The 21,856-nt window shown below is 71.5% G+C and carries 16 protein-coding genes; 12 read left to right on the forward strand and 4 right to left on the reverse strand.

All coding sequences use genetic code 11. The annotated features are described in order from the left end of the window. The first annotated feature begins 42 nt into the window (after positions 1-42). From HII36_RS28685 to HII36_RS28695, 3 genes are all read left to right on the forward strand, one after another. Positions 43-2,007: a glycosyl hydrolase family 18 protein gene (locus tag HII36_RS28685; RefSeq protein ID WP_173526384.1), complete on the forward strand. Its 1,965-nt coding sequence runs from the start codon at positions 43-45 to the stop codon at positions 2,005-2,007. 125 nt (positions 2,008-2,132) lie between these two features. Then, positions 2,133-2,465: a putative quinol monooxygenase gene (locus tag HII36_RS28690; RefSeq protein WP_173526385.1), complete on the forward strand. Its 333-nt coding sequence runs from the start codon at positions 2,133-2,135 to the stop codon at positions 2,463-2,465. A 52-nt stretch (positions 2,466-2,517) separates the two neighbouring features. Next, positions 2,518-4,122, forward strand: coding sequence for a peptide chain release factor 3 (locus HII36_RS28695; protein WP_173526386.1), 1,605 nt, complete (start codon positions 2,518-2,520; stop codon positions 4,120-4,122). A 27-nt stretch (positions 4,123-4,149) separates the two neighbouring features. Here the strand turns inward: HII36_RS28695 and HII36_RS28700 are convergent, their stop codons facing one another. Together HII36_RS28700 and HII36_RS28705 are read right to left on the reverse strand one after the other, a co-directional pair. Continuing rightward, the gene (locus HII36_RS28700) at positions 4,150-6,798 is read right to left on the reverse strand and encodes a M14 family zinc carboxypeptidase (protein ID WP_217370089.1); all 2,649 of its coding nucleotides are present in this window, start codon (positions 6,796-6,798) and stop codon (positions 4,150-4,152) included. A gap of 78 nt (positions 6,799-6,876) precedes the next feature. Further along, on the reverse strand, positions 6,877-10,254 hold the full coding sequence (locus tag HII36_RS28705) for an indolepyruvate ferredoxin oxidoreductase family protein (RefSeq protein WP_173526387.1): 3,378 nt from the start codon (positions 10,252-10,254) through the stop codon (positions 6,877-6,879). A 152-nt stretch (positions 10,255-10,406) separates the two neighbouring features. Between HII36_RS28705 and HII36_RS28710 the strand changes: the two genes are divergently transcribed. From HII36_RS28710 to HII36_RS28720, 3 genes are all read left to right on the forward strand, one after another. After that, positions 10,407-10,877, forward strand: coding sequence for an Lrp/AsnC family transcriptional regulator (locus HII36_RS28710; protein WP_173526388.1), 471 nt, complete (start codon positions 10,407-10,409; stop codon positions 10,875-10,877). A 64-nt stretch (positions 10,878-10,941) separates the two neighbouring features. Then, entirely contained in the window at positions 10,942-11,877 is a 936-nt protein-coding gene (locus tag HII36_RS28715; protein ID WP_173526389.1) for an LLM class flavin-dependent oxidoreductase, read from the forward strand. Positions 11,878-11,905: 28 nt separating this feature from the next. Continuing rightward, positions 11,906-13,690, forward strand: a complete 1,785-nt coding sequence (locus HII36_RS28720) for a flavin-containing monooxygenase (protein WP_173526390.1) — start codon at positions 11,906-11,908, stop codon at positions 13,688-13,690. A 144-nt stretch (positions 13,691-13,834) separates the two neighbouring features. Here the strand turns inward: HII36_RS28720 and HII36_RS28725 are convergent, their stop codons facing one another. Continuing rightward, entirely contained in the window at positions 13,835-14,146 is a 312-nt protein-coding gene (locus tag HII36_RS28725) for a WGxxGxxG family protein (protein ID WP_173526391.1), read from the reverse strand. 383 nt (positions 14,147-14,529) lie between these two features. On the opposite strand from HII36_RS28725, the gene HII36_RS28730 reads away from it, so the two are divergent. The 3 genes from HII36_RS28730 to HII36_RS28740 all read left to right on the forward strand — a co-directional run bounded on the left by HII36_RS28730 (position 14,530) and on the right by HII36_RS28740 (position 17,969). Continuing rightward, on the forward strand, positions 14,530-16,590 hold the full coding sequence (locus HII36_RS28730; protein ID WP_173526392.1) for a glycosyl hydrolase family 28-related protein: 2,061 nt from the start codon (positions 14,530-14,532) through the stop codon (positions 16,588-16,590). Between the two features lie 267 nt (positions 16,591-16,857). Next, positions 16,858-17,268, forward strand: coding sequence for a cupin domain-containing protein (locus tag HII36_RS28735; RefSeq protein ID WP_217370090.1), 411 nt, complete (start codon positions 16,858-16,860; stop codon positions 17,266-17,268). Beyond that, positions 17,265-17,969 carry an NAD-dependent epimerase/dehydratase family protein gene (locus tag HII36_RS28740; RefSeq protein ID WP_217370091.1) on the forward strand — a complete coding sequence of 235 codons (705 nt, stop codon included), beginning with the start codon at positions 17,265-17,267 and terminating at the stop codon, positions 17,967-17,969. The genes HII36_RS28735 and HII36_RS28740 overlap by 4 nt, the downstream gene beginning before the upstream one ends. On the opposite strand, the gene HII36_RS28745 is transcribed toward HII36_RS28740, so the two are convergent. Beyond that, on the reverse strand, positions 17,938-18,690 hold the full coding sequence (locus tag HII36_RS28745) for a polyprenol monophosphomannose synthase (RefSeq protein WP_328807941.1): 753 nt from the start codon (positions 18,688-18,690) through the stop codon (positions 17,938-17,940). The two genes, HII36_RS28740 and HII36_RS28745, sit on opposite strands and share 32 nt — an antisense overlap. A 23-nt stretch (positions 18,691-18,713) precedes the next feature. On the opposite strand from HII36_RS28745, the gene gmd reads away from it, so the two are divergent. Genes gmd through HII36_RS28760 form a run of 3 tightly spaced genes read left to right on the forward strand, consistent with a single transcriptional unit; the run spans position 18,714 to position 21,829 of the window. Then, positions 18,714-19,736 (forward strand): GDP-mannose 4,6-dehydratase, encoded by a 1,023-nt coding sequence (gene gmd, locus HII36_RS28750; protein ID WP_173526394.1) that lies wholly within the window; start codon positions 18,714-18,716, stop codon positions 19,734-19,736. Continuing rightward, positions 19,733-20,947, forward strand: a complete 1,215-nt coding sequence (locus tag HII36_RS28755) for a class I SAM-dependent methyltransferase (protein ID WP_173526395.1) — start codon at positions 19,733-19,735, stop codon at positions 20,945-20,947. The genes gmd and HII36_RS28755 overlap by 4 nt, the downstream gene beginning before the upstream one ends. Before the next feature lie 3 nt (positions 20,948-20,950). Then, the gene (locus HII36_RS28760) at positions 20,951-21,829 is read left to right on the forward strand and encodes a GDP-mannose 4,6-dehydratase (RefSeq protein ID WP_173526396.1); all 879 of its coding nucleotides are present in this window, start codon (positions 20,951-20,953) and stop codon (positions 21,827-21,829) included. The last annotated feature ends 27 nt before the right edge of the window (positions 21,830-21,856 follow it).

Genomic DNA, 21,856 nt, shown 5'->3' on the forward strand with positions numbered 1-21,856 from the left:
CATCCCACCCCCATACACCCCCCAACCGGATGTCGGAGCATCATGAGACACACGATTGCGAGCAAGCTCCTGGTCGGTGTGGCGGCGTTAGTGATGCCGCTCACCGCGGCCGTGGCCGTCCCTCCCGGCGCGTACGCCACCGCCTCCGCCGCCTCCTCCGTGGCGGCGGCCGAGTGGGCCCCGTACACCTCCTACGCGACGGGCGCCATCGTCACCTACAACGGTGTCGACTACGAATGCCGTCAAGGCCACACCTCCCTGCCCGGCTGGGAGCCGCCGAACGTCGCCGCCCTGTGGAAGCCCGCCGGTACCGGCCAGCCCGACACCACCGCGCCGTCGGTGCCCGGTAACCTGCGCTCCACCGGCGTCACCGACAACAGCGTCTCGCTGACCTGGAACGCCTCCACCGACAACAGGGCCGTCACCGGCTACGAGATCTACCGGGGCGGCACGCTGGTCACCACCGTGACCGGCACCAGCCACACCGACACCGGTCTGGCCGCCAACACCGCCTACACCTACACCGTCCGCGCCAAGGACGCCGCCAACAACCGTTCCGGGGCCAGCAACGAGGTGTCGGCCACCACCACCGGTGGCGGCGGCGACGACACCCAGCCGCCCACGGTGCCCGGCAACCTGCGCTCGACCGGCGTCTCCAGCAGCTCGGTCTCGCTGGCCTGGAACGCCTCCACCGACAACAGGGCCGTCACCGGCTACGAGATCTACCGCGGCGGCACGCTGATCACCACCGTGACCGGCACCAGCCACACCGACAGCGGCCTGGCCGCCAACACGACCTACGCCTACACCGTCCGCGCCAAGGACGCCGCCAACAACCGCTCGGGGCACAGCAACGAGGTGTCGGCCACCACCACCGGTGGCGGCGGTGGCGGCAACAAGGTGCTGGGCTACTTCGTCCAGTGGGGCGTCTACCAGCGCGGCTACCACGTCAAGAACATCGACACCACCGGCTCGGCCGCCAAGCTGACCCACATCAACTACGCCTTCGGCAACGTGCAGAACGGCCAGTGCACCATCGGTGACAGCTACGCCGACTACGACCGCTTCTACGGTGCGGGCGAGAGCGTGGACGGCGTCTCCGACACCTGGGACGCCGGCGCCCTGCGCGGCAGCTTCAACCAGCTGCGCAAGCTCAAGAAGAAGTACCCGAACCTGAAGGTGCTGTTCTCCTTCGGCGGCTGGACCTGGTCCGGCGGCTTCGGCCAGGCCGCGCAGAACCCGACCGCCTTCGCCGAGTCCTGCTACCGCCTGGTGGAGGACCCGCGCTGGGCGGACGTCTTCGACGGCATCGACATCGACTGGGAGTACCCGAACGCCTGTGGCCTGACCTGCGACACCAGCGGCCCGGCGGCGTTCAAGAACCTGATGCAGGCTCTGCGTAACCGCTTCGGGGCGAACTACCTGGTCACCGCGGCCATCACGGCCGACGGCACGGACGGCGGCAAGATCGACGCGGCCGACTACGCCGGCGCGGCGCCGTACATCGACTGGTACAACGTCATGACCTACGACTTCTTCGGCGCCTGGGCGGCGCAGGGCCCGACGGCCCCGCACTCCCCGCTCAACTCCTACACCGGCATCCCGATCGCGGGCTTCCACAGCGACCAGGCCATCCAGAAGCTCAAGGGCAAGGGTGTCCCGGCCAGCAAGCTGCTGCTGGGCATCGGCTTCTACGGCCGCGGCTGGACCGGCGTGACCCAGGCCGCGCCCGGCGGCACCGCCACCGGCCCCGCGCCCGGCACGTACGAGCAGGGCATCGAGGACTACAAGATCCTCAAGTCCCGCTGCCCGGTCACCGGGACCGTCGCCGGCACCGCGTACGCCCACTGCGGCAACCAGTGGTGGAGCTACGACACGCCGAGCACCATCGGCGGCAAGATGAGCTACTCGAAGAGCCAGGGCCTGGGCGGGGCCTTCTTCTGGGAGCTCAGCGGCGACACCACCAACGCCGAACTGCTCACCGCCATGAAGAACGGCCTGGGGTGATCCCCGGCTGACGCACCTCCGCTGAGGCCGGTCCCGCACCGCGGGGCCGGCCTCTCGGCTTTTCGCCCGCGGCCCGCCTGCCATTACCCTCGACGAGTAACGCCGCTGACGTAGGAGTCCGTTCGATGATCTTCATTACCGCGAAGTTCCGCATTCTGCCGGAACACGCCGACCGCTGGCCGGAGATCGCCGCCGAGTTCACCGAGGCCACCAGGGCCGAGCCCGGCTGCCTCTGGTTCGACTGGTCGCGCAGCGTGGCGGACCCCTACGAGTACGTGCTGGTCGAGGCGTTCCGCGACGACGCGGCCGGTGCCGCGCACGTGCAGTCCGCGCACTTCAAGCAGGCCCAGCAGACCCTGCCGGCCTACCTGGCCGAGACGCCACGCATCGTGAACGCCACCGTCCCGCAGGACGGCTGGTCGGAGCTCGGCGAGCTGGCCGTGCCCGAACGCGGCTGACCGTCACCCGCAGCCCCAGAGCCCCACACACCGAGACCGGAGCGAGAAGACGATGACCGACGTGGCGAGGCAGGCCGCGCGCCGCAGGACGTTCGCCGTGATCAGCCACCCCGACGCGGGTAAGTCGACGATGACGGAGGCGCTGGCCCTGCACGCCTCGGCGATCACCCAGGCGGGGGCGGTGCACGGCAAGGCCGGCCGGCGTGGCGTGACCTCCGACTGGATGGAGATGGAGCGGGCCCGCGGCATCTCCATCACCTCGGCGGCGCTCCGCTTCGAGTACCGCGACCACGTGTTCAACCTGGTCGACACGCCCGGTCACGCCGACTTCTCCGAAGACACCTACCGGGTGCTGGCCGCGGTCGACTGCGCGGTCATGCTGATCGACGCGGCCAAGGGCATGGAGCCGCAGACCATGAAGCTGTTCGAGGTCTGCCGCCACCGCCGCATCCCGGTGATCACGTTCGTCAACAAGTGGGACCGGCCCGGCCGCGAGGCGCTGGAGCTGCTCGACGAGATCACCGAGCGCACCGGGCTGCGTCCGACGCCGGTGACCTGGCCGATCGGCCCGGGCGGCGCGTTCCACGGGGTGGTCGACCGGGCCGCCGGCGACAAGGTCATCCGCTACACCCGCACGCCGGGCGGCGCGACCAAGGCGCAGGAGACCGAGCTGACCCACGAGCAGGCCGCCGCCGAGTTCGGCGACGACTGGACCCGCGCCCGCGACGAGTCCGACCTGCTCGGCGCGATCGGCGCCGACCACGACCAGAAGGAGTTCGAGTCGCACCAGTCGACGCCGGTGCTGTTCGGCGCGGCGATCACCAACTTCGGCATCGGCCGGCTGCTCAACGCCATGGTCGACCTGGCGCCTGCCCCGTCGCCGCGCGAAGACGTGTCGGGCGGCGCCAGGCCGCTGGAGTCGCCGTTCTCCGGGCTGGTGTTCAAGGTGCAGGCGAACATGGACCCGGCGCACCGCGACAGGATCGCGTTCGTGCGGGTGTGCTCGGGCCGGTTCGAGCGCGGCATGGTGCTCACCCACGCCGCCACCGGGCGGCCGTTCGCCACCAAGTACGCCCAGGCCATGTTCGGCCAGGAGCGGGCGACCGTCGACGAGGCGTTCCCCGGCGACGTGGTTGGCCTGGTCAACGCCACCGCGCTGCGTCCCGGCGACACGTTGTTCGAGGGCCCGGCGGTGACGTACCCGCCGATCCCCAGCTTCGCGCCCGAGCACTTCGCCGTGGCGCGGGTGCGCAACGCGGGCAAGTCGAAGCAGTTCCGGCGCGGCATCGACCAGCTCGACGGCGAGGGCGTCATCCAGGTGCTCCGCTCCGACCTGCGCGGCGACCAGGCGCCGGTGCTGGCGGCGGTGGGCCCGATGCAGTTCGAGGTGGTGCAGCACCGCATGGCCACCGAGTTCGGCGCGGAGATCAGCCTCGACCGGCTCGACTACTCGCTGGCCCGGCGCACCGACGCGGCCTCGGCCGAGCACCTGGTGCGCCAGCGTGGCGCCGAGGTGCTGGCCCGCAGCCACGACGGCGCGCTGCTGGCGGTCTTCAGCGACCGGTGGCGGATGCGCTCGCTCCAGTCCGATCACCCGAACCTGGTGCTCGAACCGCTGATCGCCGACACCACCGACACCGGGGCGTCCCGCGCGTAGCGGGCGAGGCGCCCCGGCGCGCCGCCGCTAGGGCGTGGTGACGGCCGCGCCCGTGACGGACGACGACCAGTACAACGCCCTGGCCACCTGCGGGAACAGGCCCTTGGGGTGGTTGCGGAACATCGGCTCGGTGCCGAACATCACCACGGCCGCGCCCCGCTCGTCCCTGCCGCTGATCACCGCGGCCTGGCCCTTGGCGTCGTCCTGGCCGCCACCGCCGCCCTGCTCGGGCGGGCGGGGCCGCCAGTGGCCGGCGACCAGCGGGTCCTGCGCCGCGTACGCCTGCTCGACCCTGACCTCCTGGCCCAGCCCGGTGAACCAGTACGGCGAGTAGACGAACGCGTGCTCGGGCGAGCCGCCGCCGACCGGACCGGTCGTGGAGGTGACCCGCACCACGCCGTTGGCGTCGGAGCGGCCGGCCACCGGGGTGGCGGTGAGCAGCCCGGCGGCGGTGTTGAAGGCCGCGCCGGTGCTGCCCCGGGTGACCACGCCGCCGGTGGCCAGGAACGCCTCCAGCGCCGCCCTGGCGGCCGGGTTGAGCGCGGCGTGGCTGAGCCCGCTGGAGACGTACAGCACGTCGGTCGCGCTCCAGTCGAAGCCGCCGTTGAGCACGGCGGTGGAGACGGGGGTGACGGCGAAGCCCAGCTCGCGCAGCGTGTACAGCTCGTCGGCGGAGACGGCGGCGGCGATGCGCACCGGCGACAGCGGCGTGCCCGAGGTGGACCCGGCCGGGCTGTCGGCTGGGGTGCCGGCTGGGGTGGTGGCCGGGGTGAAGGCCACGCCGTAGCGGTCGGCCACGGCCCTGGCGGCCTCGCGGGCGGCGGCCGGGACGACCGCGCCGCCGTCGGCCGCGAGCGTGACCCGCACGCCCTGGCCGAGCAGGTCGTTGACCGCCTGCACCGCCTTGGCGTCGTCGATCCGCAGCGCCAGCGGCCCGCGCTCGCGCGGCAGCGAGCCGGTCGGCGCGGCGGCCCTGACCGGTTCCGCGCGCACGTCGAGGCGGCCCGAGGTGACGGTGTCCACGGTGGCGCCCCACAGCAGGCCGTGGCTCCAGCCGGAGATGTCGTACATGGCGTTGACCCGGGGCGAGATGTCCGCGCCCGGCTCCAGCATCACGTTGGCCAGCCCGCGCTTGGGCTGGTGCATGTCCACCACGTACGAGCCCGCCGGGTAGACCTTGCCGTTCAGCCGGAACGCCCGCTCGGCCCGCTCCACCCGGACGTCGTTGGCGACCAGGTGGTCGACCAGGCGCGCGGCGGCGGTCGCCGAACGCTGCCCGGCGCCGGCCGGGATGACGTAGGCGCGCGGGTAGGTGGTGGTGTAGACGTCCTCGGGGCCGAAGCCGGGCACGATGCCCAGCGGCACGGTCCTGGCGGGCTCACCGGCCGCGCCCCGGCGGAAGACCTCGATCTGGTCGGCGATCAGCCGGTCGTGCCTGGCCTGGACGAAGGTGTAGGTGGCGCGGACCGCGGCGGCGGCCACGTCGGTGTTGATCGCCGAGCGGCGGCGCAGCTCCTCGGGGCTCTCACGGTCGTAGTCCGGCCGGTTGACCCGCAGCGGGATCTCCACGGTGTGCGAGGCGACCGCGCCGTGGAAGGGCGCGTACTGCGGGGTGAAGATGGGCGGCCAGTCGTCCCAGCCCTCGGCGTCGTCGCGGAAGGGGATCTGGGCCGGGCGCACGCCGTCCTTGTCCGGGGTGTAGCCGAGCGCGTTGACGGCCGACTCCATGCCGAGCCCGTTGGCGTAGGTGTTCGTGATGAACAGGTCGTACTCGTAGTTGGCGCCGTGCGGCAGGGTGGTGGGCTCGATGAGCGTGCCGTTGACGTAGCCGTGCAGGTCGACCATGGCGACCGGCTGGGTGTCGATCATCACCTGGCGCATCGCCTTGACCTCGGGCTGCGAGGCGGTGACGAAGTCGCGGTTGAGGTCGAAGCCGGCGCCGTTGGCCCTGGTCAGGTTGACGCGGCCGTCGGGGTTGGCGGTGACGTTGAAGTACAGCCTGGTGCGCGACAGCAGGTCGGCGATCTTCGGGTCGGTGCTGGTGGCCAGCTCCTCGACGACCCGGAGCACCGCGTCGGCGCCCTCCCACTCGTTGCCGTGGATGTTGCCGTTGACGAAGACCGGCGCCTTGTACCTGGCGGCCAGCCGCTTGTCGCGGGCGGCGCGGGCGGGCTCGTTCTCGATGCGCTCGCGGATCCTGTTCTGCTCACGGGCCTCGGCGCGGCTCTCCGGCGCGGTGACGGTGACGAGGTACAGGTCGCGGCCCTGGTGCGTGCGGGCGATGATCTCCGCGCTCACCCGGTCGCTGCGCCGCTGCAGGTCGTTGAGCTTGGGCGCGATGGCGTGGTACGGCACCAGCCCGAGCTTGATGGAGGCGTCGGCCGGGTTCTCCGCCGGGACCGGGAGCCGGTTCTGCCGGGGGTAGCCGCGGTCGCGGTCGTGGAAGAAGGATTGGCGTTCGTCGGCCGGCGGGATCGCGCGCAGGGCCTGGGCCTGCTCGGGCAGTCCCGCGGCCTCCTCGTTGCGTTCGGGGCCGTTGCCGAAGTCACGTACCGGCCCGGTCGGAGTGGGCGTGGACGGGGCAGGGGCGGGCGTGGCGGGGTCGGCGGCCGCCGCGCCCGGGGTGAGGAGCGCGGCGGCGACGGCGATGCTCAGGAGCGGGGTGGCTAAGCGCAAGGAAACCTCCCGGTTGTGCGTTCCTCCAGGATCGTCCCTTGAGTCCCTTTCGCCAATGCCGTATCGGCGGGTTCCCCTCTACAGCCTCGCGGCGGCTCCGGTGAGCTTGGCCAGGGCGGTGGCCGCCCGGTCACGGTATTCGGCGACCCTGGCCAGCTTGATGTCCTCGTAGCCCCTGATCACCTCGGGCAGGGCGGCGAGTTCGGCCACGTCGTCGGCGGTGCCGGGCGTCAGGCAGGCCAGCGCGTCCCTGACGTGGCCGCGGTACTCGTGGATGAGCTCACGCTCGATCCTGCGTACCTTGGCGTAGCCGAAGACGTCGAGCGAGGTGCCGCGCAGCACGCGGGCGGCGCGCAGGGCGCGGAAGGCGACCCCGGCCGAGCGGCGCAGCTTGATCTTGCGCTTCATGCCCATGGCCCGCAGCACCGGCGGGTGCAGCAGCACGGCCACCTCGGCGTCGCTGCCGTACTCGGCCTCGCGCTTGGCCTGCTCGGCCGGGTCGAGGTGGAGCCTGGCCACCTCGTACTCGTCCTTGTAGGCCATGAGCTTGTGCAGGCCCTTGGCGTAGGCCAGGGCGATCTTCGCGCCGCCCGCGTCGCCGGCCCGCTCGGCGGCCAGCGCGGCCACCCGGCGGACGTCGTCGGCGTACCTGCGGGCGTACTCGGCGTTCTGGAAGCCGGCCAGGTCGGCCGTGCGGACCGCGACCACCTGGTCGAACGTCTGCTCGGGCGCGGGCGGGTCGAGGACGAGCTCCGGCCGCGCGACGGCGGCCCGGCCCCAGCGGAAGGCGGCCAGGTTCTTGGCCACCGCCGCGCCGTTGAGCGCGATGGCCCGCTCGATGGCGTCGGCCCCGATGGGCAGGCAGCCGTGCTGGTAGGCGGCGCCGATCAGGAGCATGTTGGCCGGCATGTGGTCGCCGAACAGCCGCTCGGACAGGCCCTGCGCGTCGAGGTAGAGGTTGCCGTCGGCGCGGGTGGCCGACTCGACGCGCTCGATCGCCTCGTCGGGTGAGCCGGGCAGGCTGACCCGGCCCGTCACCATGGCCGCGGTGGGCACCACGGCGGTGTTGACCACCGCGACGGTGTGTCCCGGCCTGGCCGCGGCCAGGTTCGAGTCGGCGGCCGAGCCGAGCAGGTCGAAGCCGATGAGCACGTCGGCGGTGCCCTTGGAGGCCCGCAGCGACCCGGTGACCGGGTTCGGCGAGACCCGCAGGTCGCTGACCACCGGCCCGCCCTTCTGGGCCAGCCCGGTCTGCTCCAGGCCCGCCGCGTACCGGCCGTCGAGGTGCGCGGCCATCTGCAGGATCTGCGAGACGGTGACCACGCCGGTGCCGCCGATGCCGGGCATCCTGACCAGCGCGTCGGCGCCGACCCTGAGCTCGGGCTCGGGCAGCTCGGCGAGCACTTCGGCGGGCAGCTCGGGGATCGGCTTCTCCGGCCGCTTCGTGCCCGGCGTGACCAGCAGGAACGACGGGCAGTCGCCCTTGAGGCAGCTGAAGTCGGAGTTGCAGGACGGCTGGTGGATCCGGGTCTTGCGGCCGAACTCGGTCTCGACCGGGTGCACCGACAGGCAGGTCGAGACGTCGCCGCAGTCGCCGCAGCCCTCGCAGACCCGCTCGTTGACGACGACCTTCTCGGCCGGGGTGGGCAGTTTGCCGCGCTTGCGCAACCGGCGTTCCTCGGCCGCGCACCGGTCGTCGTGGAGCAGCACGGTCACGCCGTCGAGCCCGGCCAGCTCGGCCTGCACGTCGGCGAGGTCGTCGCGGTGGCGTACCGAGGCGACGGGGTCGAGCCGCACGTCGCGGTAGGTGTGCGGCTCCGGCGTGGTGATGACCACGCGGCGCACGCCCTCCACGGCCAGCAGCCTGGTCAGCGCGGGCACGTCGAGCCGCCCCTCGGCGCGCTGGCCGCCGGTCATCGCCACCGCGTCGTTGTAGAGCAGCTTGTACGTCATCGTGACCCCGGCGGCCACCGCCGCCCTGATGGCCAGCGAGCCGGAGTGGTGGAAGGTGCCGTCGCCGAGGTTCTGCACGAAGTGCCGGTCGTCGGTGAACGGCGCCAGCCCGAACCACTGCGCGCCCTCGCCGCCCATCTGGGTCAGGCCGACCTGGGTGCCGCGGTTGTCGCCGTCCAGCGCGATCATGGCGTGGCAGCCGATGCCGACGCCGACCAGCGTGCCCTCGGAGGCGCGGGTGGAGGCGTTGTGCGGGCAGCCGGAACAGAAGTACGGCGTGCGCGCGGCCAGCAGCGGCAGGCTCCTGCGCGGCCGGGGCCGCAGGTGGACGGGCGTCCTGGGCAGCCGGTCGGCGCCGATGCGGCCGGCGAGCGCGGCGGCCACGTCCTCGGCGCCGAGCGTGCCGCGCGCGGTCAGCAGCTCGCGGCCGACCACGGCCGGGGTGTGCGCGCCGCCGTAGAGCGCCTGCTTGAGCTGGCCCTCCAGGAACGGGACCTTGTCCTCGACGACGAGCACCTGGTCGAGCCCGGCCGTCATGGCGGTCAGCTCGGCGTGGTCGAGCGGGAACGGCATGCCGAGCTTGATCAGCCGCAGCCCGAGCGCGTCCATCGCGGCGTCGTCCAGGCCCAGGTCGGCCAGGGCCCGCTGGACCACCGCGTACGTGGTGCCTGAGGCGAGCACGCCGAGCGTGGCCCGGCCCGCGTCGAACGTCACCCGGTTCAGCCCGGCCGTGCGGGCGTAGGCCCTGGCCAGGTCGAGCCTGCGGGTGAGCAGGTCGTACTCGGCCGCCAGCGAGGCGGGGCCGATCAGCGTGGGCACCGGGCGCTCGGCGGGCGCGGGCACGGGGATGCCGGCGGCCAGGGAGCCGACCTCCACGGTGGCGGACGCGTCGGCGATGTCGGCGACGATCTTCAGGCCCGCCCACAGGCCACTGGCCCGGGACAGCGCCACCGCGTGCAGCCCGAACTCGATGATCTCGGCCACCGAGCCTGGCGCGAGCAGCGGCATCGACAGGCTCTGCGCCATCGGCTCGCACGAGCTGGGCACGGTCGAGGACTTGCTGCCCGGGTCGTCGCCGATCCAGGCCACCGCGCCGCCCAGCGCGGCGGTGCCGGCCATGTTGGCGTGCCTGATCGCGTCGGCGGCCCGGTCGAGGCCGGGGTTCTTGCCGTACCAGAAGCCGGTGACGCCGTCGTGGCGGCGGCCGGGCACCTGGCCGAGCAGCTGGGTGCCGGCCACGGCGGTGGCGGCCAGCTCCTCGTTGAGCCCGGCGCGGAACACCACCCCGGCCGGGTCGAGGAAGCGGGCGGCGCGGCCCATCTCCAGGTCCACCCCGCCCAGCGGGGAACCCTGGTAGCCGGAGACGAACACGCGGGTGTTCAGACCGCGCGAGTCGTCCAGGCGGCGCTGTTCCAGGGTCAGTCTGACCAGCGCCTGGATACCTGACATCAGCACGCGGCCGTCGTGGGCCGTGTACTTGTCGTCGAGCGTCACCGTGCTCACGCGCGCTCTCCTCTCTGGTTGTGACCAGGACAACAGTGCCACGAAGTGGTGCGCAAGTATCACCCGAAATATCCGGTCAAAGACGCAAAGAGTTTGCGCGTTACGATGGATTCGGCGTGGTAGTTTGCGCCCCTCACCCCGAGGAGCCTCTCATGATCGACGTCGACGACCTCGACCACCAGTTGCTGCGCCTGCTGCGCGAGGACGGCCGCCGCACCTTCTCCGACATGGCCGCCCAGGTCGGCCTGTCGGTGGCGGCGGTCAAGCGGCGTGTCGACCGGCTGCAGGAGGTCGGCGTGATCACCGGCTTCACCGTCCAGATCGACCACGCCAAGCTGGGCTGGGGCATCGAGGCGTTCACCGAGGTGCGGTACGCGGGCGCCACGCCGGTCAGCGAGATCGTCCGCACCGCCACCGGGCTGCCCGAGGTGCAGGCGGTCTTCACCATCGCCGGCGACCCCGACGCGCTGATCCACGTCCGGGTGCGCGACATCGACCACCTGCAGCAGGTCATCGACAGCCTGCGGCGCACCGGCAGCGTCACCGGCACCAAGACGCTGATGGTGCTCGGCTCCTGGACCCGCGACGGCTGGGACGCCCCACGCACCCTGCGCCGTCCCTAGCCCGGGGGGCGATACCTTCGCGGGAATTGCCGCACCCAGCCCCCGGCCAGCACGATCGCTTGCCGTGAACACCCGACTGGGAGTGCTCCTCCCCACCGACCAGCGCCAGTGGGACGACGCCAGGCGGCTCGTCGACTTCGGCGTCCACGCGGAACGGCTCGGCTATCACTCGCTCTGGGCCAACGACACCCTGCTCGGCGCCCGCATCGAGCCGCTGGCCGCGCTGGCGGCGCTGGCGGCCGTCACCGAGCACGTCACGCTGGGCACCGCCGCGCTGCTGCCCGCCTTCCGCCGCCCGGTCACGGCCGCGCAGGAGCTGGCGTCCATCGACCACCTGTCGGGCGGCCGGCTGACCGTCACCGTGGGCGCGGGCTTCCCCGGCCGGTCCGAGCCCGAGTACGCGCTGTCCGGCGTACCGTGGGAGCGGCGTTTCGCCCGGCTGGACGAGACGGTCGCGCTGTGGCGGGCGATGTGGGCCGGCGAGCGGTCCTTCCACGGCGAGCTGCTCGCCTTCGACGAGTTGCCCGAGTCCACGCCGTCCCACCGGCCGGGCGGGCCGCCGATCTGGCTGGCCGGCGCGACCCCGGCGGCGCTGGAGCGTGCCGGGCGGCGCTACGACGGGTGGCTGCCGTACCCGCCCGACCCCGCCGACTACCGTGCCGGCCTGCTGGCGCTGCGGCGGGCCGCGGGCGAGTCCGGCCGCGCCGCCTCCGCCGTCACCCCGGCGCTGTTCGTCACCGTGCTGATCACGCCGGATCCGGAGCGGGCGCTCGACGCCTACTGCCGGGCCACCTACGGGCTGCCGTACGAGGTTGTGCGCACGATCCAGGTCCTGATCGCCGGGCCCGCCGAGCGGGTGGCCGCCGGGCTGCGGGCGTACGTGTCGGCCGGCGCCGAGCACCTGATCTGCCGGATCGCCGCCCCGGACCTCGATGCCCAGTACGACCAGCTCGAGCAGATCGCCCGTCTGGCGCGCTTGTCGAACGACATTCCCGAATGACATTCTGAAATTGCCGAAGGGAGCCTGGATGACGGTCGACAAGCACGCCCTGCGCCGCAAGTACCTGCAAGAGCGCGACAAGCGGCTGCGGCCGGACGGCAACGACCAGTACCTCAGGCTCAGCGGCAGGCTCGCCCGCTACCTCGACGACCCGCACACCCCCGTCACCGCCCGGCCGCCCAGGACCGACCACGTCACCGTCGCGTTCATCGGCGGCGGCTTCGCCGGCCTGGCCACCGGGGCGCGGCTGAAGGAGGCCGGGGTGACGGACGTCCGCATCGTCGAGAAGGGCGGCGACTTCGGCGGCACCTGGTACTGGAACCGCTACCCCGGCGCCCAGTGCGACACGGCCTCCTACGTCTACCTGCCGCTGCTGGAGGAGACCGGCCACATGCCGAGCGAGAAGTACGCGCACGGGCCGGAGATCCTGGAGCACTGCCGGCGCATCGGCAAGCAGTACGGGCTCTACGACCACGCCCTGTTCCACACCGAGGTCGTGGACCTGGAGTGGGACGCCGCGCGCTCGCGCTGGATCGTCAGGACGAACCGGGGCGACGCGTTCACCGCGTGCTTCGTGGCCATGGGCACCGGCCCGCTGCACGTGCCCAAGCTGCCCGGCATCCCCGGCATCGAGGACTTCCGCGGGCACTCCTTCCACACCAGCCGCTGGGATTACGACTACACCGGCGGCGACGACACCGGCGCGCCGATGGACCGGCTGGCCGGCAAGCGGGTGGCGATCATCGGCACCGGCGCCACCGCCGTGCAGTGCGTGCCGCACCTGGCGCGGGCGTGCCGGGAGCTGTACGTGTTCCAGCGCACGCCGTCCTCGGTGGACGTGCGCGACAACCGGCCCACCGACCCCGCCTGGTTCGCCGAGATCGCCACCCCGGGCTGGCAGCAGCGCTGGCTGGAGAACTTCACCGCCAACCAGACCGGCTCCCTGGACGTCGAGGACCTGGTCATGGACGGCTGGACCGACATCGCCAGGCGGGTGCGCACCCGCATCGCGGCGCTCCCGGCCGAGGACAAAACGCTCGAACGCATGCTGGAGGCGTTCGAGGACTCCGACTACGAGAAGATGGCGGAGATCAGGGCCCGCGTCGACGCGATCGTCCACGACCCCGAGACGGCGGGCAGGCTGAAGGCCTGGTACCGGCAGCTGTGCAAGCGGCCCTGCTTCCACGACGAATACCTGCAGGCGTTCAACCTGCCCGGTACGCACCTGGTCGACACCGACGGCCGGGGCGTCGAGCGCATCACCGCGACAGGCGTGGTGGCCGGCGGCCGTGAATACCCGGTCGACTGCGTGATCTACGCCTCCGGCTTCGAGGTGGGCACCGACCACACGCGCCGGGCCGGCTACGACCTGACCGGCCGCGACGGGGTGCGCCTGTCGGACCACTGGGCCGCCGGCATGCGCACGCTGCACGGCATCCACGTGCACGGCTTCCCGAACGCCTTCCACGTCCAGCCCACCCAGGGCGCGAACCTCATCTCCAACATCCCGCACAACCTCACCGAGGCCGGCCGGACGATCGCGGTGACGATCAAGCACGCGCTGGAGCACGGGCACACCGAGGTGGAGGCCACCCAGCAGGCCGAGGACGCGTGGGTCGAGCTGCTGCTGTCCGGCGCCGGGTCGCTGCTCGGCTCGCCGGACTGCACGCCCGGCTACTACAACAACGAGGGCGTCGACCCCGGTCTGCGCGGCCGGCTCAACGTCGGGCATCCGCAGGGCGCGGTGGCGTACTTCGCCTACATCGCCCAGTGGCGGGACTCCGGCGCATTCGAGGGCCTGGAGTTCCGCTGACCCCCCTCGGCACGTGCCGACGGGCCGCCGGACCGGCACGGGCCGCCGGCATGGGCCGTGGCGGCCCGACCGGCGCAGTGCCGATCGTGCCGCCACGGACGGGGTTCCGCCGGCCGCTCCCAGGAGAACGGCCGCGGCTCCCCGTTAAGGCCGATTGGTCGGGCCGGTGCCGCGGGTGCCGGTTCCGGTGCCGCGGTTGGGAATGTGCTCTGCGGTCCCCACCACGTCGCGGCGCTTACGCATGCCCGCCAGGCCCAGCAGGCCGAGCAGACCCAGCAGACCCCACAGGCCGCCGTTGCCGCCGCCACCTTCGTCCCTGTTGGTGTCGGTGGGCTGCGGTGACGGCGTGGCCTGGCTCTGTGTGATCGGCGCGACCTGTGTATCGGCTACGGCGGCGCTGGTCGGAGCGAGCGTCAAGAAGAACGCGAGCCCCAGACCGGTGAGCGTCTTGCCCATTGGGTTCCCCCGATCCGGCGGTCTCTGCGGACCGCGGAGACCGCCAGTCTGACCTATCAGACGGATGCCTGAAAGGCTCCCCAAAGCGGGGCGATCTCCATTTCCCCTGCTAGGTATGCCTACCATCGCCCCCCGCCCCTCAAACACCTTTAACGGACATCTCGGGCTTATAGGGCATTTCGCCCTCTTCTTCTCCTTGCGTGCGGCGGGTTTTCCGTCGTCCGAGCAAGCGCGAACGCAAACGCTCGCAAGTTTTTGCGTGATCCTCGCATTCACTCGACAGAACTCCGAAACTTTCTCGCAGCTCCTTGTGGAGCAGGGTTCGGTGGACCTAAGGTCGGCGCGACTCAGATGTTCACCCCCCAGCAGAATCGAGCGGTCCGATGTCAGGCAGCATCAGTGGAGGCGGCGGCGCGCCACGGCGCGAGCGGCCGCCGCGCGGCTTCGCGGCGGTGGCGGCCACGATCGCCATCACCGTGGGAGTCAGTGGCGTGCTCGGCGGCGGCCCGGCCGTCGCCCGGGCGGACGGCGAGGCGCGGGCCGCGGGGGCGCCCGTCGTGACGCGGGCCGCGCTCGACCCGGCACTCGTCGCCGGGCGCGGCGCGAACGTGCGTTTCCTGGAGCAGGAGGCCGAGAACGCGGCCACCGACGGCACGGTCATCGGCCCCGACCGCACCCCGTACACGCTGCCGGCCGAGGCGTCCGGGCGTAAGGCGGTCAGGCTGACGCCCGGGCAGCACGTGGAGTTCACGCTGCCCAGCGCGGCCAACGCGATCACGGTGCGCTACAGCATTCCCGACGCCCCGGGCGGCGGCGGCATCACCGCGCCGCTCGACGTCGCCGTGAACGGCAGGCACCGCGCCACCATGACGCTGACCTCGCAGTACTCGTGGCTGTACAACCAGTACCCGTTCACCAACGACCCCGGCGCCGACCTGCTGCACCCCGACTGGTGGATCACCGAGTGCGGGTGCGTGCCCAGCGCCACCACGCCGCGCCCGGTCATCGCCAAGCCGTTCCGTCCGAGCCACTTCTACGACGAGCAGCGCCTGCTGCTCGGCAGGACATACCGGGCGGGCGACCGGGTGCGGCTGACCGCGCCCGCGCGCGGCGACGCCGCCTGGACGGTCATCGACCTGCTCGACTCCGAACTCGTCGGCCCGCCCCGGGTGGAACTCGCGGCGGCCAACGTGCTGGCCTTCGGCGCCGACCCGACCGGGCGGCGCGACTCGGCCCGCGCGATCGAGCGGGCCATCGCCTTCGCCAAGCGCGCGAAGCTCAAGGTGTACCTGCCGCCCGGCACCTACCAGGTGAACCGGCACATCGTCGTGGACGACGTCACGATCATCGGCGCGGGCCACTGGTACACGACCGTCAAGGGCCGCGAGGTCGCGCTGGAGACCCCGGCGCCCGACGGCTCGACGCACACCGGTGTCGGCTTCTACGGCAAGCCCGCCGCCGAGGGCGGCAGCCGCGACGTGCACCTGTCCGGGTTCGCGATCGAGGGCGACGTCCGCGAACGCATCGACACCGACCAGGTCAACGCCATCGGCGGCGCGATGAGCGACTCCACCATCGACGGGCTGCACATCCGCCACACCAAGGTCGGCCTCTGGTTCGACGGCCCGATGACGAACGTGCGCGTCACGAACACCATCATCGTCGACCAGATCGCCGACGCGCTGAACTTCCACACCGGCGTCACGAACTCGCTCGTGTCGAACAACTTCGTCCGCAACTCCGGTGACGACGCCCTGGCCATGTGGTCGGAGAAGCTCTCCGACACGGGCAACACGTTCGAGCGCAACACGATCCAGACCCCGGTGCTGGCCAACGGCATCGCGATCTACGGCGGCGCCGACAACACGGTGGCGAACAACCTGATCGCCGACCCGATCCGCGAGGGCAGCGCCATCCAGGTGGGCTCGCGCTTCGGCGCCGAGCCGTTCACCGGGCACCTGTGGATCAGGGACAACACCACGGTCCGGGCCGGGACGTTCGAGCTGAACTGGAAGATCGGGCTGGGCGCGATCTGGTTCTACGCGCTGGAGAAGGACATCACGGCCGACGTCCAGGTGGTGGGCAACCACTTCCTGGACAACACGTACAACGCGATCATGCTGGTCAGCGAGTGGTCGGTGAAGGACCTCCACTCCATCTCCAACGTGCACTTCAAGGACGTCCGGGTGGACGGCGCCGGCACCTCGGTGGTCAGCGCCCGGGTGAAGGGGTCGGCCACGCTCGAGAACGTGGACGCGCGCAACGTGGGCGCGGTGGGCGTGAACAACTGCGGCGCGTTCGGCTTCCCGCCGGGCGGCTCGGAGTTCGCGCTGACGGATCTCGGCGGCAACGACGGCTGGCTCGCGCCGTGGATGCTGCCCAACACGATCACCTGCGACGACCGTCCGCCGGTGGTGCCGCCGCCGGGGCCGTCGCCCTGGTGACGATCCTCATCTCCGCGGCCGGCCGCCTTCTGGTGGCCGGCCGTCGGCGTTCCCGGGGCCGGTCGGCCCGGCCATCCCCGCAGACCTGGTAGACAACCTGATACGGAGAAGGGCCCCCAACCCCCTTGCCACGATTTTTTGCAACAATCAACCAAGTTCATCCCCCGATCACGAAATATCAGGACTTGATGCCAAACGTCCGGCCCAGTTCCCCGCGAGCCGGACCGAAGGCGAGAGCCTGTCACCACTTCCTCCCCTGGAGGCCGCATGAAAATCGAAGTGCTCAAGCCCTCGTGCAATCTGGAAACGATCAGGGATGGCCGCGGCGGCATCTTCACCTGGGTGCCGCCGGAGCCGATCCTCGAGTTCAACATGTTGCACCTGCACCCGGGCAAGGTACGCGGGCTGCACTACCACCCGCACTTCGTGGAGTACCTGCTCTTCGTGGAGGGTGAGGGCGTGCTCGTCACCAAGGACGACGCGCAGGACCCCGACTGCCCCGAGGAGTTCATCCACGTCTCGCGCGGCGTGTGCACCAGGACGCCGGCCGGGGTCATGCACACCGTGTACGCGGTGTCGTCGCTGACGTTCATCGCCATGCTGACCAAGCCGTGGGACGAGTGCGACCCGCCGCTGGTGCAGGTCGAGCCGCTGCCGCACACGCTGGAGCGGATGTGAGCGTGCCGGGCAGAGTGGCCGTGGCCGGCGCCCGCGGATTCGTGGGCGCGGCCATCGTCAAGGCACTCGGGCCGGCCGCGGTGCCGGTCACGCGGGAGACGTACGAGGAGGCGCGCCGCAGCGGCCCGTTCGACGTGCTGATCAACGCGGCCTGCTCCTCGCGCCGCTTCTGGGCCCGTCACCACCCCGGGGAGGACCGCGCGGAGACGGTCGGCAAGACCGCGGCGTTCCTGCGTGACTGGGAGTGGGACAGGTTCGTCCAGATCAGCAGCATCTCCGCGCGCACCCAGACCGACCAGCCCTACGGCGCCAACCGCGCCGAGGCGGAGGAGTTGTGCGCCGGCCACCTGGTCGTCCGGCTCGGCCCCATGTACGGCGAGACCAACGACAAGGGCGTGCTCATCGACATGCTGAACGACAGGACGGTCTACACCGCCGGCGAGTCGAGGCAGAGCTTCGCCCCGGTCGAGTGGTGCGGCCGGTGGATCGCCGACCACCTCGACGCGCGCGGCGTGTGGGAGGTGGGCGCCCGCACCACCGTCACGCTGGCGCAGATCAGGGACGCCGTCGGCTCCCGCTCGGCGTTCGAGGGACCGCTCGACGATCAGTTCCCGGTGGTCGGCACGCCGGAACCGGACTGGCCCGACGCCGCCGACGTGATCACCTGGCTCAAGGCGAGATCCGGAACCGGCGGGGCGTGAACAGCTTGCGGACGAACAGCGACAACAGCAGCCGCAGGCTCGTGGCCACCTCGCCCCCGTCCATCTTGGAGGTGCCGAACGTGCGTCCCGGCAGGTGGATCGGGATCTGCCTGATCGAGAAGCGGTTGACATGCAGGATGTAGAGGCTCTCGAAGAAGAACGAGTAGCCCGTCGACCCGACCAGCTTGAACGCCTCGTGCGGCACGCTCGTCAGCCGGTAGAAGCGGAAGGCCCCGGTCGCGTCGTAGGGCATGCCGAGCATGGTCAGCGTCAGGAAGTGGCCGGTGCGGGTCAGGATCCTGCGCCGCAGGCTCCAGCCGGGCAGGCCGGTCCTGCGCAGGTAGCGCGACCCCACCACCACGTCCACGCCCTGCTCGGCGGCGGCCAGGAAGTCCGGCAGGTACTCGGGCGGGTGCGCGAAGTCGGAGTCCATGGTGATCAGCCAGGCGTAGCCGTGCTCGTAGGCCCAGGCGATGCCGGCCTGGTGCGCGCTGCCGATGCCCTGCTTGCCGGGCCGGTGCACCACGTGCACGCGCGGGTGCTCGTCGGCGAACTCGTCGAGCACCTTCCCCGTGCCGTCGGGCGAGTTGTCGTCCATGAACAGGATGTCGCAGTCGAGCCCCTGCTCAAGAATCGCGGGCAGTAATCTCCGCACATTATCCGACTCATTATAGGTCGGAATGAAGATCAAGCATTTCTCGCCCATTGTCCTATATTTCATGAAAATAGACTGAAAGTCAGCGGATGAAGAGAGCGCTCATCACCGGCATCACCGGTCAGGACGGTTCATACCTTACGGAATTTCTGCTGGAGCAGGGGTACGAGGTGCACGGCATCGTCCGCCGGGCCTCGAACTTCAACACCAACCGGATCGACCACGTGTACAGCGGCTCCCACAGCGACGGGCGCCTGCAGCTGCACTACGGCGACCTGACCGACTCCAGCTGTCTCAACCGGATTCTCGAACAGGTGGCCCCCGAGGAGATCTACAACCTGGGTGCCCAGTCTCACGTGCACATCTCCTTCCAGATGCCGGACTTTACCACCGAGACCAATGCCGTCGGCACGCTGCGCATCCTGGACGCCATCAAGAAGGCGGGCATCTCCACCCGCTTCTATCAGGCGTCGTCCTCGGAGCTGTACGGCGGCGTCTCCGACACGGCGCAGTCCGAGCGCACGCCCTTCTATCCGCGCTCGCCGTACGCGTGCGCCAAGCTGTTCGCCTATTGGATCACGGTGAACTACCGGGAGGCGTACGACCTGTTCGCCTGCAACGGCATCCTGTTCAACCACGAGTCGCCCAGGCGCGGCGAGGTGTTCGTCACCCGCAAGGTCACGATGGCGGTGGCCAGGATCGCCCGGGGCAAGCAGGAGCGGCTGTACGTCGGCAACCTGTCGGCCAAGCGCGACTGGGGTTACGCCAAGGAGTACGTCGAGGCCATGTGGCTGATGTTGCAGCAGCCCAAGGCCGACGACTACGTCATCGCCTCCGGCGAGACCCACTCGGTGCGCGAGCTGTGCGAGGTGGCCTTCGCCCACGTCGGCATCCCGCTGGAGTGGGTGGGCGAGGGCCTGGACGAGCGCGGCGTGGACGCCAGGAACGGCCGCGTCCTGGTCGAGGTCGACCCGCGTTACTTCCGCCCGGCCGAGGTCGACTACCTGGCCGGCGACGCGTCCAAGGCCAAGGAGGCGCTGGGCTGGGAGCCGCGCACCCGCTTCGCCGAACTGATCCAGCTCATGGTCGAGCACGACCTGGAGAACTCATGACGATCTCGACGGTCATCGACCGCTGCCGCATCTGCGACAACACCGAGCTGCTGCCCGTGCTCGACCTCGGCCCGCAGGCGCTCACCGGCGTCTTCCCGCGCCGCCGCGACGAGCAGGTGCCGATGGTGCCGCTGGAGCTGGTGGTCTGCTCCCCCGCCGGCTGCGGCCTGGTGCAGCTGCGCCACACCGCCGACTTCGGCCTCATGTACGGCGAGGGCTACGGCTACCGCTCCAGCCTCAACCGGGCCATGGTCGAGCACCTGCGGGGCAAGGTGGCGGCCATCCGCGAGCTGGTCGACCTCGGCCCCGGCGACCTGGTCGTGGACATCGGCAGCAACGACGGCACGCTGCTGTCGGCCTACCCCGCCGACGGCCCGGACCTGGTGGGCGTCGACCCGGCGGCGGAGTTCTTCCGCGGCTACTACCCGCCGCACATCGAGCTGATCCCCGGCTTCTTCTCCCGCGAGCTGCTGGGCGGGCGGCGGGCGAAGGTGGTCACGTCCATCGCGATGTTCTACGACCTGCCGCGGCCGATGGAGTTCATGGCCGAGGTGCGCGACCTGCTGGCCGGCGACGGCGTCTGGGTGACCGAGCAGAGCTACCTGCCCGCGATGATCGAGACGACCGCGTACGACGTGGTCTGCCACGAGCACCTGGACTACTACGGGCTGGCCCAGATCGAGTGGATGGCCGAGCGCACCGGGCTGAAGGTCGTCCAGGCCGAGCTGAACCCGATCTACGGCGGCAGCCTGTCGGTGGTGCTGGCCAGGCGCGAGTCCGCGCGCGTGCCCGACGAGGCGGCGCTGGCGCGCATCCGCGCGGGCGAGCGCGGCCTGGACTACCAGGGCTTCGCGAGCCGGGCCGCCGAGCACCGCGACGGGCTGCGCGAGTTCCTGACCGCCTCGGCGGACAAGGGCCTGCTCACGCTCGGGTACGGCGCCTCGACCAAGGGCAACGTGATCCTGCAGTACTGCGGGCTGGGCGAGGCCGATCTGCCGTGCATCGCCGAGGTCAACCAGGACAAGTACGGCTGCTTCACGCCCGGCACCGGCATCCCGATCGTCTCGGAGGAGGAGGCCAGGGCGCGCCGCCCCGACCAGTTCCTGGTGCTGCCGTGGATCTACCGGGACGCGATCGTCGCCCGCGAGCGCGACTTCCTGGGCTCCGGCGGCCGGCTGGTGTTCCCGCTGCCGGCCATGGAAGTGGTGTGAGCCGTGGCCACCAGCCTGGTGGTCGGCGCCTACGGCCAGGACGGCACGCTGCTGCGCGAGCTGCTGGCGCGGCGCGGCGACGACGTGGTGGCCGTGGGCCGGGGCGACGCGGACATCACCCGTGGGGAGGAGGTGTCCGGGCTGGTCAAGGAGGTCGCGCCGGACGAGGTCTACCTGCTGGCCGCGGTGCAGGGCTCGGCCCAGGACGCGCCGTCGGACCCGCGGGCCTCGTACGAGGTGAACGTGCTGCCGGTGACGTACTTCGCCGAGTCGCTGCTGGCGCACGCCCCGGCCGCGCGGCTGTTCTACGCGGCCTCCTCGCACGTCTTCGGCGAGCCCGATACCCCCGTCCAGGACGAGTCCACGCCGCTGCGGCCCACCACCCTGTACGGGATCACCAAGGCGGCCGGGCTGCTGCACTGCCGCGCCTACCGGCGGCAGGGCCTGTTCGTCTCGGCCGGGATCCTCTACAACCACGAGTCGCCGCTGCGGCGGCCGGACTTCGTCTCACGCAAGATCGTCCGGGCCGCGGCGCGTGGCGAGCAGGTCACGCTCGGCTCGCTGGCGGCCACCGTGGACTGGGGCCACGCCCCCGACTACGTGGCCGCCATGGCGGCGATCCTGCGCGCGCCCGAGCCGGACGACTTCGTCGTGGCCACCGGCGAGCCGCACACGGTGGGCGAGTTCGCCGCCATCGCCTTCGGCCTGGCCGGGCTGGACTGGCGTGACCACGTGCGCGAGGACCCGGCCGTGCTGCGCCGCAACGGCGGCCCGCTGATCGGCGACGCGAGCCGGCTGCGGGCGGCGACCGGCTGGCGGCCGACGGTGAATTTTCCTGACATGGTACGTCACCTGCTGGAGGCCGAACTGAAAGACATCTGAGGGCTTGTCAGGGGAAAGGCCGCGTGT

The organism is Nonomuraea antri, from assembly GCF_013283785.1.
Lineage (GTDB): Bacteria > Actinomycetota > Actinomycetes > Streptosporangiales > Streptosporangiaceae > Nonomuraea > Nonomuraea antri.

What these genes read in the sequence shown, in the direction of transcription:
- HII36_RS28685 (WP_173526384.1), top strand. Translation starts at nt 43, where the DNA reads ATGAGACACACGATTGCGAGCAAGCTCCTGGTCGGTGTGGCGGCGTTA.
- HII36_RS28725 (WP_173526391.1), bottom strand. Translation starts at nt 14,146, where the DNA reads ATGGGCAAGACGCTCACCGGTCTGGGGCTCGCGTTCTTCTTGACGCTC.
- HII36_RS28710 (WP_173526388.1), top strand. Translation starts at nt 10,407, where the DNA reads ATGATCGACGTCGACGACCTCGACCACCAGTTGCTGCGCCTGCTGCGC.
- HII36_RS28745 (WP_328807941.1), bottom strand. Translation starts at nt 18,690, where the DNA reads ATGAAATATAGGACAATGGGCGAGAAATGCTTGATCTTCATTCCGACC.
- gmd (WP_173526394.1), top strand. Translation starts at nt 18,714, where the DNA reads ATGAAGAGAGCGCTCATCACCGGCATCACCGGTCAGGACGGTTCATAC.
- HII36_RS28720 (WP_173526390.1), top strand. Translation starts at nt 11,906, where the DNA reads ATGACGGTCGACAAGCACGCCCTGCGCCGCAAGTACCTGCAAGAGCGC.
- HII36_RS28695 (WP_173526386.1), top strand. Translation starts at nt 2,518, where the DNA reads ATGACCGACGTGGCGAGGCAGGCCGCGCGCCGCAGGACGTTCGCCGTG.
- HII36_RS28690 (WP_173526385.1), top strand. Translation starts at nt 2,133, where the DNA reads ATGATCTTCATTACCGCGAAGTTCCGCATTCTGCCGGAACACGCCGAC.
- HII36_RS28730 (WP_173526392.1), top strand. Translation starts at nt 14,530, where the DNA reads ATGTCAGGCAGCATCAGTGGAGGCGGCGGCGCGCCACGGCGCGAGCGG.
- HII36_RS28735 (WP_217370090.1), top strand. Translation starts at nt 16,858, where the DNA reads ATGAAAATCGAAGTGCTCAAGCCCTCGTGCAATCTGGAAACGATCAGG.
- HII36_RS28755 (WP_173526395.1), top strand. Translation starts at nt 19,733, where the DNA reads ATGACGATCTCGACGGTCATCGACCGCTGCCGCATCTGCGACAACACC.